The following is a 14,979-nucleotide window of genomic DNA, read 5'->3' as shown; positions in this document are numbered from 1 at the left end:
GGCGCGCAGCGCGGCCACCAGGCGGTCGTCAGCCATGGCGCTCCCGTCCTTCTCCATCGTCAGCCCACCTCGCCCAGTGCCCGCCGGATGAGCTCCTCGGCGCTCATCTCCGCGATGAGCGCGGATTCGTCGCCCGCCGGCCGTTCCTGCTCCGGTTCGACGGCGGCCGGCGGGAACAGGCCCTCGTGCAGCCGGGTGGCCAGTTCGGTCGCGTTCGGATGGTCGAAGACCGCGGTCACCGGCAGCTTCACGCCGGTGGCCGCCAAGAGCCGGTTGCGCAGCTCCACCGAGGTCAGCGAGTCGAACCCGAGGTCGCGGAAGGCCGCTTTCGCCCCGATGCCGCCGGTCCCGGTCCGCCCGAGCACGACGGCCGCCTCCCGGCGCACCAGGTCGACGAGCAGCCCTTCGCGGCGATCGGGATCGGCCGCCGTGATCCGGTCGAGCACGCCGCGGCCGGCAGCGATGGGCCGGGGCCGGACCAGCTCGCGCCACAGCGCGGGCGGTTGGGCGCCGAACGCGGTCCGGTCGATCGCCACCGGCACGGTCACCGCGCGCCCCGAGCCGAGCGCCGCGTCGAACATCCGCAGCCCCTGCTCGGTGGCGATGCCGACCACGCCCGCGCGGGCCATCCGACCGGTGTCGGCACCGCCGGTCAGTCCGCTGGTCTCGGACCACAAGCCCCACGCCAGCGAGAGCGCCGGGTCGCCCGCCTCGGCCCGTCGACGGGCCAGGGCGTCGAGGAACGCGTTGGCGGCGGCATACGCGCCCTGTCCCGGATTTCCGAGCACTCCGGCGGCGGACGAGTACAGGACGAGCGCGGTCCCGGTGCCCCTGGTCAACTCGTCGAGCAGCGCCGCCGCGTCGGCCTTGGGCCGCATCGTCCGCTCCAGGTCCGACGCGTCGAGGTTGGCCAGCGCGGTGTCGGCCAGCGCGCCGGCCGTGTGCACGACCGCGGCGAACGGCTCGGTCAGCAGCGCACGCACACTCGCCTCGTCGGTGATGTCGACCGCCAGGATCCGGACCGACGCCCCCGCTCGGGTCAGCTCCGCCCGCAGTTCGTCGGCCCCTTCGGCGGACGGCCCCTGCCGAGACACCAGCACGAGATCGCGAATGCCGTGAGCGCGCACGAGGTGCCGCGCGGTGTGTGCGCCGAGCGTGCCGGTGCCTCCGGTGATCAGCACCGGGCCACGCCACGGTTTGGGCTCGACGCGTTCCACCGGGCGCACCAGCCGGGGTGCGCGCACCTCGCCGTCCCGGATCGAGATCTGCCACTCCCCGGTCAGGTTCTCGACGGTCTGGCGGGCGGGAAGATCGCCGTCGACGAGCAGGATTCGGCCGGGATGCTCGGCCTGGGCGCACCGGATCAGGCCGTGCACCGCGGCCACCGCCGGATCGGCCGGGTCGTCGGTCAGCACGACCAGCTTCGACTCGTCCGCCCGGATCGCCTCGGCGGCGGCCAGCACCGCCCGGCGGGCCCGTTCGCCGTCCGTGCCCGCGCCCGGCGCCACCCGGTGCACGCGCCACTCCGCCGGCAGCGGATCACCGGAGGCCGGTACCGGGAGCACGACGCTGTCGACCACGAACACGTCCTCGGCGGTCATCACGGCCGGCCGGCTGACCAGGCCCCGCACCGTGAAGACCGGGGCGCCGGTCTCGTCGACGGCCTGCACACGGATGCCGTCCGGGCCGGGAGCGAGGTGCACACGCACCGTTCCGGTCGCCGGTCCGTGCACGGTCATTCCGCGCCAGGCAAAGGGCAGCTCGGCCGTTCCGCGCACGGTCAACGCGGCCGGGTGCAGCGCGGCGTCGAGCAGGGCCGGGTGCACCAGGAAGCCTTCGGTGGGGTCCTGCGGCACGATCTCCGCGTACAGGTCGGCGCCGCGTCGGCGGATCGTCCGCACGCCCTGGAACGACGGCCCGTACTCGTAACCGGCCTCGACGATCGACGTGTACAGCTCGGCGCCGGAGATGTCCTCGCCCTCCGCCGGCCACTCCACGGCGGGCGGTGCGGCCGGCCCGGAGTCGAGGCGGCCGGCGGCATGGCGGGTCCACCGGTCGCCGTCGCGGGAGTGCACGAACACCGGTCGGCCGCCGTCCTGCTCGGCGGCGACCACCACCCGCACCTCGCGTTCGCCGGTCAGGACCAACGGAGTCTCGATCACCAACTCGTCGAGCACCGGCAGGCCGACGCGTTTGCCGGCCTGGAGCGCCAGTTCCACCAGCGCGGCGCCGGGAACGAGCAGCATGCCGGCAACGGCGTGGTCGGCGAGCCAGGGCTGGTCGGCGACGGAGAGCCGGCCGGTCAGCAGCCAGCCACCCCCGTCCGGGATCTCATGGGCGGCCGACAACACCGGGTGCGCGAGAGCGTCCTGGCCGCCTCCGCCGCGCGTGGGCAGCCGCCAGAAGCGCTCGTGCTCGAAGACGGTCGGCGGCACCGGAACGAGTGGCGCTGCGGGCAGAATCGCCGTCCAGTCAAGGGCGCCACCGCCGACATGGAGCTCGGCGAAGGAGCGCAGCAGCCGCTCCGGCCCGCCGTCGTCGCGCCGGAGCGTGCCGACCACCAGGGCGTCCTCGACGGTGGCTTCGATGGCCGTGGTCAGCACCGGATGCGAACTGACCTCCACGAAGGTGCCGTACCCCTGGGTCCCCAGTTCGGTGACGGCATCGGCGAACCGCACCGGCTGCCGCAGGTTCCGCACCCAGTAATCGGGGCCGAGTTCGCCGTCGATCCACGTCACGTCCACAGTGGACATCCAGGGGACCCTGGGCGGCGCGGTCGTGATGCCCGTCAACTCCTCGGCGATCCGGTCCGCGACCGCGTCCACGTGCGCGGTGTGCGAGGCGTAGTCCACCGGCAGCCGCCGTACCCGCACATCCGACGCGCGACAGCGGCTTTCCAGTTCCTCCAGCAGGTCCGGAGCTCCGGCCACGACGGTCGCACCGGGGCTGTTCACCACGGCCACCTCGACTCCGGCCGGCAGATCGATCTCGCCCGGATCCAGCGCGATCGACAGCATCCCGCCCCGCCCGGCCAACTCCTCGGCGATCACCCGGCTCCGCAACGACACGATCTTCGCCGCGTCCGCCAACGACAACGCACCCGCCACACACGCCGCCGCGATCTCCCCCTGCGAATGCCCGATCACCGCATCAGGCCGCACACCAACCGATTCCCACACCGCCGCCAACGACACCATCACCGCGAACGACACCGGCTGCACCACATCAACCCGGTCCAGGTCACCGAACAAGTCGTCCAGCCGCCACCCCAGCGCATCCGCACACTCGGCCATCCGCGCGGCAAACACCGGATGCGACATCAGGTCTCGGCCCATCCCGGCCCATTGCGCGCCCTGGCCGGGGAAGACGAACACCGTCCGGCCGGCATCCCGTGCCGCGCCCAGCACCACGTCCGGCGAGGCGAGGTCGCGCAAGCCAGCCTTGCTGAACACGACCGCGCGGTGCTCCCGCAGTGCTCGGGTGGTGACCAACGAGCGGGCGACGGCGGCCACCGGCGCGTCCGGGAACTCGTCGGCCAGGCGCGCCGCCTGGGCCGCGAGCGCGGTCGGAGTGCGGCCCGAGAGGACGAGCGGCGCCGAGCCCGGATCGGCCGGGATCGACTCCCGCACGGGCGGGGCTTCGAGCACGACGTGCGCGTTGGTGCCGGACACCCCGAACGCCGACACCGCCGCTCGGCGCACGGAGCCCGACGGCCAGGCGACCGGCTCGGTGAGCAGCCGCACCGGGCCCGCCGCCCAGTCGACCTCGTCGGTCGGGCGGTCGACGTGCAGGGTCCGGGGCAGCGTCTCGTGCCGGAGGGCCAACACCATCTTCATCAGGCCGACCGCGCCGGCCGCGGCCTGCGTGTGGCCGACGTTCGACTTCACCGAGCCCAGCCACAGTGGCCGGTCGCGGTCCCGGCCGTAGGTGGCGATGATGGCCTGGGCCTCGATCGGGTCGCCGAGCCGGGTGCCGGTGCCGTGCGCCTCCACAGCATCCACATCGGACGGATCGAGGCCGGCGTCCGCGAGCGCCTGCCGGATCACCCGTTCCTGGGCGGGGCCGTTGGGCGCGGTCAGTCCGTTGGACGCGCCGTCGGAGTTGACGGCCGTGCCGCGCACCAGGGCCAGCACTTCGCGTCCTTGGGCCACGGCGTCGGACAACCGTTGCAGCACCAGCACCCCGACGCCCTCGGCCCAGGCGGTGCCGTCGGCTGCCGCCGCGAACGGTTTGCACCGGCCGTCCGGGGCGAGGCCGCGCTGGCGCGAGAACTCCACGAACACATCGGGCGTGGACAGCACCGTCACTCCGCCGGCCAGCGCGATGCCGCACTCCCCGGCGCGCAACGAGCGCACGGCCAGGTGCAGCGCGACCAGCGCGGACGAGCAGGCCGTGTCCACGGTGACGGCGGGCCCGCGCGTGCCGAGCACGTACGCTATCCGTCCGGAAAGGACGCTCGATGCGGTGCCGGTGAGCTGGTAGCCGTCCAGCGGCCCGCCGGTGCCGTAGGGCTGGGCCGACGCGCCCGCGAACACGCCGAGTTCGTGGCCGCGCAACGTGACGGGGTCGAAGCCGGCGCGTTCCAGCGCCTCCCACGAGGTCTCCAGCAACAGCCGCTGCTGCGGATCCATCGCGATCGCCTCGCGCGGCGAGATGCCGAAGAACTCGGCGTCGAACCGGTCGGCGCCCCGCAGGAACCCGCCTTCGCGGGTGATCGAGTCGAGGTCGGAGGGCCAGCCACGATCGGTGGGGAAGCCGCTGATCGCGTCGGTGCCGTCGGCCAGCAGCCGCCAGTAGTCCTCGGGCGTGTCGACGCCGCCGGGCAGCCGCATGGCCATGCCGACCAGGGCGATCGGATCATCGTCGGCCCGAGCCCGGGTCGTGGCCTCCTCGACGGCCGTGCCGGCGGTGAGGTGCGCGGCCAGGTCGGCCGGGGTCGGCCAGTCGAACACGATGGTGGCGGGGAGGGTCAGGCCGGTCGCGGCGGACAGGCGGTTGCGCAGTTCGACCGCCATCAGGGAGTCGAATCCGGCGTCGCGGAACGACCGTGTCTCGATCACGGCCGACGGGGCCAGGCCCAGCACGGCCGCCGCCTCGCGGCGGACGAGATCGTGCAGGTCGTTCTCGGCGAGCGGTTCGGTCGCGGCCCGGCGCCGGGTTCGGGGACCGCGCAGCGCGGCCGGGTCGAGGTCGGCGGCGATCACGACCGGGTCCGGAGCGTGCACGGCGGCGTCGAGCAGCCGCAGGCCCTCGGCCGACGGCAACGGCCGCAGCCCGAGCCGGGCGAGCCGTCGCATGTCCACCTCGGACAGGCTTGCGGTCATGCCGCCCGACGGTTCCCAAGGGCCCCAGGCGATCGAGGTCGCCGGCAGGCCCGCGGCGCGGCGGCGGGCGGCGAGCGCGTCGAGGGCTGCGTTGGCGGCGGCGTAGGCGGCCTGGCCGGCGCTGCCGAGGATGCCGCTGACCGAGGAGAACAGCACGAACGCGTCGAGGTCCCGATCGCGGGTCAACTCGTCGAGGTGCTGGGCAGCGTCGATCTTCGGCCCCAGCACGGCATCGAGTCGGCTTCGATCCACTGAGGACAGCACGCCGTCGTCGACGATGCCCGCGCAGTGCACAACGGCCCGCAGGTCGGAGATGCCGTCGATCAGCTCCCGCACCTGGTCGCGCCGGGCCAGGTCGACGGCGGCGAACCGAACACCTTCGGAGATCGGGCCCTCACCACTGCGGGAGGCGATCACCAGGTCGCGGACGCCGTGCTGTTCGACCAGGTGCCGGGCCACCAGCGAGCCGAGGGCGCCGGTGCCACCAGTGACGAGGACCGTGCCGCGTGGGCGCCATGGCGCCCCGGCCTCCGCGCGGCGCAGCCGTGGCACCAAGACGTCGCCGCCGGTCAGCACCAGTTCGGGCTCGCCCGCGTCCACGACCGCGAGCAGCGGGGCCAGGTCGTCGTCGGCGGTACGCGCCAGCACGATCCGGCCGGGGTTCTCGGTGGCCGCGGTCCGGACCAGTCCGGCGACGCCGGCCGCGACCGGATCCTGTGCCGTGGGCGGGACGACGACGAGCATCCGCCCTTCGCCGGCGAGGCACGCCTGCAGCGTGCCGAGGACATCGGCGAGCACGTCGTGGAGTTCGCCGCCGCCGACCCTGAGCACCGGCCAGGTCGTGCCCGGCCGGCCGGGCACGAGCTTGCTCGGCACCAGCTCGACCCGGTGCAGCACGGGCGCCGTTCGCTCCGCGGGGCGGGTGCGGACCAGCTCAGCGGTCAGCACCGGGAGGCCCGCGCCGTCCGAGAGCACCAGCCCGAAGCCGTTCTCGGCCGGGCCGCGCCGGACCCGGACAGTGGTCGCGTCGGCTGCGTGCAGCCGCACGCCCCGCCACTCGAACGCGACCTCGCCCGGCGCCACGTCGTCGAGCAGCGCCGGATGGATGACGTGCGCCGACGGCTCGACCGCCAGCTCGTCGAACGCCTCGTCGACCTCGGGGATCGCGGCCTCGTCGGCCACCCGGCCGGCGGCGATCTCGACCCATTCGTCGGCGACCCGGGCGTGCACGGCCAGCGTTCGCTGCGGCCCGACCGTGACCCGGACCGGCCCCGGCGCGGGCACCTCCGCCACGGTGAACTCGGCCAGTGCCGGGCATTCGGCTTCGTCGGCGGCGCGCAGCGCCAGCTCGACCAGTGCGCCCGCCGTCACCGGCCCGCGGAAGGCACCGGCCAGCACCACGCCGCCGGGCGTGTCCACCACGGTGTCGATGACCGGGTGGCCGGAGCCGGTCAGCCAGAACCGCCGGCGCTCGAACACGGTCTTGGGCAGTTCGGGAGCGGCGGCGGGCGGCGTCAGTTCGGTCCATCGGACGTCCTGGCCGGCCACGAACAGCCGCCCGAGCCCGTCGAGCAGCCCGCGCACCTCGGGCTTGCCGCGCCGCAGCAACGCGACCGCCGGCGCCATCCCCGGCGCCATCCCGGTCAACGTGCCACCCGGCCCGACCTCGACCACGGCGGACACGTTCAGCTCGTCGGCCATGGTGTTGACGGCGTCGGCGAAGCGGACCGTCTCGCGCACCTGCCGCACCCAGTACTCGGGGTCGCACACCTCGTCCCCGGCCACCGCGCCGGTCACGCCGGAGACGAGCGGGATCCTGGGCGCACGCAAGGCAAGCCCGGCCACGACCTCGCGGAAGGCGTCCAGCATCGGCTCCATCAGCGGCGAGTGGAACGCGTGACCGACCCGGAGCCGCCGGCCGTCCACCCCGAGCGCACGGACGACCTCGTCCACTCCGTCGGCGGCCCCGGACAGCACCACCGTGTCCGGGCCGTTGACGGCGGCGAGCGACACGCCCTCGACCAGCGCCGCGCGGGCGTCGGCCTCGCTGGCCGCGACGGCCGTCATCACGCCGCCCGGCGGCAGCGCCTGCATCAGCCGGCCCCGCGCGGCCACCAGCGCGGCGGCGTCGGCCAGGGAGAGCACGCCGGCGACGTGGGCGGCGCTGATCTCACCGAGCGAATGCCCGGCGACGGCGCGCGGCGCAACGCCGAGCGACCCGAGCAGTTCCGCCGTCGCCACCTCGATCGCGAACAACCCGGCCTGGGTGTACACGGTGTCGCCAAGGCCGTCGCCGTCGAACACGGCCTGACGCACCGGATGCGGCACATGCCCGGCGAGATGCCGGTCCAGTTCGGCGCATGCCGCGTCGAACGCCTTCGCGAAGACCGGGAACGCCTCGTGCAGCTCGCGCCCGGCGCCGGCCCGTTGCGCGCCTTGGCCGGCAAACAGGAACCCCAGGCGGACGTGGCCGGCGACGCCGCGGATCGCGGGCTCGCGCAGTCCGGCGACGGCCTCGTCCTCGGTCTCGGCGATCACGACGGCCCGGTGCTCCCAGGACGTCGTGCGGCCGGTCAGCAGCGGTCGGGCCAGGTCGACCGGGCGACCGCCGCGCTCGGCCAGCCGGGTCAGCTGCGCGTCCAACGCGCTCGCGGTGCGGGCGCTGACCACCAACGGCACCACGGCCGTGGCCGGTGGCGCGTCCTCGCGCGCGGGGGGCGCCTCCTCCAGGACGAGGTGCGCGTTGGTGCCGGACACCCCGAACGCCGACACGCCGGCTCGCCGTGGCCGTCCGCCAGCCAGCCATGGGCGTGGCTCGGTGAGCAGTTCTACCGCGCCCTGGGACCAGTCGACCAGCTCGCTGCGGCGCTCGGCGTGCAGTGTGCGCGGAAGTTGGCCGTGGCGCAGGGCGAGGATCATCTTCAGCACGCCGGTCACGCCCGCCGCCGCCTGGGTGTGCCCGACGTTGGACTTCACCGATCCCAGCCACAGCGGCGTTTCCCGGTCCCGGCCGTAGGTGGCGAGCAGCGCCTCGGCCTCGATCGGGTCGCCGAGCCGGGTGCCGGTGCCATGCGCCTCGACCGCGTCCACATCGGACGGTCGCAGTCCCGCGTTGGCCAGGGCCTGGCGGATCACCCGCTGCTGCGCGCTGCCGTTGGGCGCGGTCAGGCCGTTGGAGGCGCCGTCGGAGTTCACCGCCGAGCCCTTGATCACGGCCAGCACCCGGCGGCCCTCCCGGACCGCGTCGGACAGCCGCTTGAGCACCAGCACGCCCGCGCCCTCGGCCCAGCCGGTGCCGTCCGCGTCGGCGCCGAACGCGCGACAGCGGCCGTCGGCCGCCAGCCCGCCCTGCCGGGCGAACTCGGCGAACACACCGGGCCCCGCGATCACCGTCACGCCACCGGCGACCGCCGTCGCGCACTCGCCGGACCGCAGCGACTGGGCGGCCAGGTGCAACGCGACCAGCGACGACGAGCATGCCGTGTCCACGGTGACCGCGGGCCCCTGCGTGCCCAGAAGGTAGGCGACGCGGCCGGAGATGACGGCGGGCAGGGTGCCGGTGAGCAGCAACCCCCCGGCCTGCCCGGCCAGCAGCGGATCAGGACCGTAGGGCTGCGGGGTCGCACCGACGAACACGCCGGTCGCGCTGCCGCGGACCGAGGTGGGGTCGATGCCCGCGTCCTCGAGGGCTTCCCACGCCGATTCCAGGAACACCCGCTGCTGCGGGTCCATCGCCTGCGCCTCGCGCGGCGAGATGCCGAAGAACGCGGCGTCGAACTCGGCCGCGTCACCGAGGAAACCGCCCTGGCGGGTGGTGCCGGGCGGCAGCCGGTCGGTGTCCCAGCCACGGTCGGTGGGGAATCCGGAGATGGCGTCGGTGCCGTTGGCCAGCAGCCGCCAGAAGTCCTCCGGGGTGTGCACGCCGCCGGGCAGCCGGACCGCCATCCCGACCACCGCGATCGGTTCGGAACTCGCCGCGGCGGCCGTCGGCGTCTCGTCGCGCGCGTCACCGGCGAGGCGTTCGCGCAGGTGCTCGGCCAGCGCGGTCGCGTCCGGATGGTCGAACGCCGCCGTCACGGCCAGCGTCACGCCGGTGGCGTCGGCCAGGCGGGTGCGGAGGTCGACCGAGGTCAGCGAGTCGAACCCGGCGTCGCGGAACGGCATCCGGGCCGGGATGGGCTCGCGCTCGCCCAGCACCAGCGCGGCCTGGCGGCGGACCAGGTCGAGCAGGTCGGCGTTGTCGGCCGCCGGGGCCGGGTCCACGGCCCGGGGTGGGTCGCCGAGCCAGCAACGGCGTCGTTCGAACACCGAAGTGGGCAGCGCGACCGGCCGGGACTTGGGCAGCACGGCCGTCCAGTCCAGCGGTCCACCGGCCGTGAAGACCTCGGCGAACGCGCGGAGCAGCCGATCCGGGCCGCCGTCGTCGCGGCGCAACGTGCCGGCCACGGCCACGTCCCGGCCCGCGCTGTCCGCGATCGCCGCCGTCAGCACCGGGTGCGCGCTGGACTCGACGAACAGGCCGTGGCCTGCCGCCGCCAGCGCGGCGACGGCTTCGGCAAACCGCACCGGCTGCCGCAAGTTCCGCACCCAGTAGTCCGGCCCGGGCGCGTCATCGACCCACTCCAGGTCCACAGTGGACAGCCAGGGAATCCTGGGCCGCTGTGGGGAGATGCCGGCCAGCTCCGCCGCGATGCGCCCGGCCGCCGGGTCGACGTGGGCGGTGTGCGACGCGTAGTCCACCGGGACCCGGCGCACCCGGACCTCGCGTTCGCGATGGTGCCGCTCCAACTCGTCCAGCGCGTCGGGCGCACCGGCCAGCACCACCGCGCGGGGCCCGTTGATCGCGGCGATCTCCACACCGGCCGGCAACTCGATCTCGTCCGGCGCGAGCGCGACCGAGAGCATCCCGCCCCGCCCGGCCAACTCCTCGGCGATCACCCGGCTCCGCAACGACACGACCCGCGCGGCGTCTTCCAACGACAACGCCCCGGCAACACATGCCGCCGCGATCTCCCCCTGCGAATGCCCGATCACCGCATCCGGCCGCACACCAACCGATTCCCACACCGCCGCCAACGACACCATCACCGCGAACGACACCGGCTGCACCACATCAACCCGGTCCAGCTCACCGAACAGATCGTCCAGCCGCCACCCCAGCGCATCCGCACACTCGGCCATCCGCGCGGCAAACACCGGATGCGACATCAGCTCCCGTCCCATGCCCACCCACTGCGCACCCTGGCCGGGGAACACCAGCACCGTCCGGCCCACATCCCGCGCAACGCCGGTCACCACATCCAGCGAAGCCAGGTCGGTCAGTCCGGCCGCGTCCAACACCACCGCTCGGTGGCTGCGCAGCGGGCGGCTGGTGACCAGCGCCGAAGCGACGCCGTCCAGGCCGTGTTCGGCGACGTGCGCGGCCAGCCGGTCGACCTGGGCCGTCAGCGCGGCCGAGGACCGGGCCGACACGACCAGCGGCCAGGCGGCGGGCACCGGGTCGGTCGCGGGCAGCGGCGGCTGTTCGAGGATCACATGCGCGTTGGTGCCGGAGATGCCGAACGACGACACCGCCGCCCGCCGGGGCCGCTCGGCCCGTGGCCACGGCACCTCCTCGGTCAGCAGCGCCACCGACCCGGCCGACCAGTCGACCTGTGTGGACGGCCGGTCGGCGTGCAGGGTGCGGGGCAGCAGTTCGTGCCGGAGAGCGAGGATCAGCTTGATCACGCCCGCGACTCCGGCGGCGGCCTGGGTGTGGCCGAAGTTCGACTTCACCGAACCCAGGAGCAGCGGCACGTCCCGGTCCCGGCCGTAGGTGGCCAGCAGCGCCTCGGCCTCGATCGGGTCGCCGAGCCGGGTGCCGGTGCCATGCGCCTCCACCGCGTCCACATCGGACGGTCGGAGACCCGCCTCGGCCAGCGCATGGCGGATGACCTTCTGTTGCGCGGTTCCGCTGGGCGCGGTCAGCCCGTTGGAGGCGCCGTCGTTGTTGATCGCGCTACCGCGCAGCACCGCCAGCATCTCGCGGCCCTGTGCGAGCGCGTCGGAAAGGCGTTGCAGCACCAGGACTCCGGCGCCTTCGGCCCAGCCGGTGCCGTCGGCGTCGTCGGAGAACGAGCGGCAGCGGCCGTCCGGGGACAGGCCGCCCTGGCGGGAGAACTCGACGAAGATCCCCGGGGTGGCCAGCACGGTCACGCCACCGGCCAGCGCCAGGCCGCACTCCCCCGCGCGCAGCGCCCGTGCGGCCAGATGCAGGGCGACCAGCGAGGACGAGCACGCGGTGTCGACGGTGAGGGCCGGGCCTTCGGTGCCCAGCACATAGGCTATGCGTCCGGACAGGACGCTCGGCGCCGTGCCGGTGAGCGTGTAGCCCTCGGTCGTCCCGGTGGTCTCGTGCATCCGGTCGCCGTAGTCCTGGGCCATCGCGCCGAGAAAGACGCCGGTGTCGCTGCCACGCAACGAGGTCGGGTCCAGCCCGGCCCGCTCCAGCGCCTCCCACGACGTCTCCAGCGCCAGTCGCTGCTGCGGGTCCATGACCAGCGCCTCGCGGCCGGAGATGCCGAAGAATGCCGGGTCGAAGTCGGTGGCGCCGGTGACGAAACCGCCGTGGTGGCTCAGGGTGTCGGGGTGCCAGCCGCGATCATCGGGCGCCTCGGTGATGAGGTCGGCGCCGGCGGCCAGCGCGGCCCAGAACGTCTCGGGCGAGTCGATGCCGCCGGGGAACCGGCAGCCGATGCCCACCACCACGATGGGGTCGTCGTCCAGTTCTTGGGACGGGGCTGCCGGTTCCGGCTCGGGTGTCGATGCGCCGAGGTGGGCGGCGAGGCGTTCGGGGGTCGGGTGCGCGAACAGGGTCGACGTGGCCAGCCGGGTGCCGGTGGCCATCTCGATCCGACTCGTCAAATGCGTGAGCATCGCCGAGTCGAACCCCTGCTCACGGAACGGCCGCGCGGTGTCCACTTCGGACGGATCGGAGACACCGAGCACGGCGGCGGCCTCACGCCGCACGAGTGCGCCGAGATCGTCCGGCCGGCCGTCCGCGACGGGCGCGACCTGTTCGCCCAGCCAGTAGCGGCGGCGCTGGAACGCGTAGTGCGGCAACGAAATCCGGTCGGCGTGGACGTACCGCGCCGCCCAGTCGACCGGGCCGCCCTGCGTCGACAGCTCGGCCAGCGACCTCGTGATCCGCTCCAGGCCGTCCTCGTCACGGCGCAGCGTCGGGATCGTGACCGCGGGCCGGTCCTCGGCGAGGGCGCAGTCGCGGACCGAGGCCAGCAGGATCGGGTGCGGGCTGACCTCGACGAACACCGCGGCCCCGGCCCCGAGCAGCCCCCGCACGGTCGCATGCAGGTCCACCGGTTCGCGCAGGTTGCGGTACCAGTAGTCGGCGTCCAACTGCTCGCCGGACATGACGCCGCCGGTCACGGTCGAGTGGAACGGGATCCGGGACGGGCCTGGACGCAGCGGAGCGAGCACGGCGGCCAGTTCCTCGCGCACCGGTTCGACCAGCGGCGAGTGCGACGCGTAGTCGGCCCCGACCTGCCGCATGTCCACGTCCCAGGACGCGGCCAGTTCGTCGAGCGCGTCCCGCGTGCCCGCGACCACGACCGACTCCGGCCCGGAGATCACCGCGACCGACAGCCGCTCGCCCCACGGCGCGATTCGCTCGCGCACCACGGTTTCGGGCTGCCCGACCCACACCATGGCGCCGACGCCGGTCAGGTGCCGGGCGACCGCCTGGGCCCGGGTCGCGATCAGCCGCGCCCCGTCCGCCAGGGACAGCGCTCCGGCCACACACGCGGCGGCCACCTCGCCCTGCGACTGGCCCGCCACCGCCGTCGGGCTGATCCCCTGGTCGCGCCACACGGCGGCCAGCGCCACCATCACCGCCCACAGCACCGGCTGATTCACGTCGATACGCGCCATCGACGGCCCGGTGCCGCGCAGCACGTCGGCGACCCGGAAGTCGACCCATGGGGCCAGGGCCTCGTCGCACTCGGCGATCGTCGCGGCGAACACCGCCGAGGTGTCGAGCAGTTCGCGCGCCATGCCCTCCCACTGCGAGCCCTGGCCGGGGAAGACGAACACCACCTGCTCGCCGACCGGGCGGGCAGTGCCCCGGACGAGGGCCGGGTGCTGCGTTCCGGTGGCGAGCGCCCGGATTCCGTCGATCAGTTCCTCGCGGCTGCGTCCGACGACGGCGGCCCGGTGCGCGAGCGGGGCCCGCAGGGCCAGGGACCGGGCGATCTCCACCGGCCCGCTGTCGACGTGAGCGGCGAGGCGTTGCGCCTGGGCCAGCAGCGCGGCCTCGGTGTGCCCGGACAGCGACCAGACCACCGGCCCGTCGGCCTCCGTGTGGCGCGGCGCCGGATCGGGCCAGGACTGCACGACCATGTGCACGTTCGTGCCGCCGAGGCCCATGGCCGACACCCCGGCCAGCACCGGATCCTCGGCCGGTCCGGGCCACGGCTCCGGCGCGGTCACCACTCGCAGCTTCCACTCGTCGAACCGGATGGCCGGGTTGGGCTCGACGAAGTTCAGGCTGGCCGGCAGCACCCGATGCCGGGTCGCGAGCACCGTTTTGACCAGGCCCACGGCGCCGGCCGCGGCTTCGAGGTGCCCGATGTTGGTCTTCACCGAGCCGACCAGCAAGGCATTGTCGCGGTGACCGTGCACGGCGCCCAGTGCCCGCGCCTCCACCGGGTCGCCGACCGGAGTGCCGGTGCCGTGCAGCTCGACGTAACCGATGTCCTCGGCCGCGACCCCGGCCCGGCGGTAGGCGGCCCGCAACACCCGGGCCTGCGCTTCCGGGCTGGGCTCGGTGAGGCCGGCGGCCTGGCCGTCGTGGTTGACGGCGCTGCCGCGCAGCACGGCGTGGATCCGGTCGTTGTCGGCGAGCGCGCGGTCCAGCGGCTTGAGCACGAACAGCGCGCCGCCCTCGCCTCGGGCGAATCCGTCGGCGGTGGCCGAGAAGGTCTGGCACCGCCCGCTGGCCGACAGCGCACCGAGGCCGGCGAACTGCTCCGGCACCTCACCGGCGAGGTTGAGCTGCACCCCACCGGCGATCGCCAGGTTCGACTCGCCGCTGCGGATGCTCTCGCACGCCGCGTGCACGGCGACGAGACCGGCCGACTGGGCCGTGTCGATGACCAGACTCGGCCCTTCGAAACCGAAGAACTGCGAGAGCCGGTTGGCCAGGAAGCTGCGGTTGCTGCCGGTCAACGCGTGTGGTCCCGGCCGGCCGGCACGCGCGGCGAGCAGGGCGTAGTCCGACGACGTGACACCCACGAACACCCCGGCGCCCGGGGCGGTGACGATGCCGGCGTCCTCCAGCGCCTCCCAACACAGTTCGAGCAGCAGCCGCTGCTGCGGATCGGTCTCGCGCGCCTCACTGGGCGACAGGCCGAACAGCGCCGCGTCGAAACCCGCCACATCGGCCAGATAGCCCGCCCGCGCCATGACGCCGTCGCGGACCGCGGTGCCCAGATCGGCGCGGCGGTCCTCGGGCGGCGCGGTCAGCGCTTCCGTTCCGTCGAGCAGCAGCTGCCACAGCTGTGCGACGTTCTCCGCGCCAGGTACCCGGCACGTCATTCCCACCACGGCCACCGGATGGGCAGCGCTCGATGGCAGAGGTACGACACTCACCAGTGCTCCC

The 14,979-nt window shown here is 74.3% G+C and carries 1 protein-coding gene; it reads right to left on the bottom strand.

Annotated elements, in window-relative coordinates:
* Positions 1-59: 59 nt before the first annotated feature.
* Entirely contained in the window at positions 60-14,969 is a 14,910-nt protein-coding gene (locus BJ998_RS37865; protein ID WP_184868079.1) for a type I polyketide synthase, read from the bottom strand.
* Between the last annotated feature and the right edge of the window lie 10 nt (positions 14,970-14,979).

This window comes from Kutzneria kofuensis (assembly GCF_014203355.1).
Classification (GTDB): Bacteria; Actinomycetota; Actinomycetes; order Mycobacteriales; family Pseudonocardiaceae; genus Kutzneria; species Kutzneria kofuensis.
Note: the sequence above shows the minus strand (reverse complement) of the source record. Positions and strands in the feature narration are given on the sequence as shown.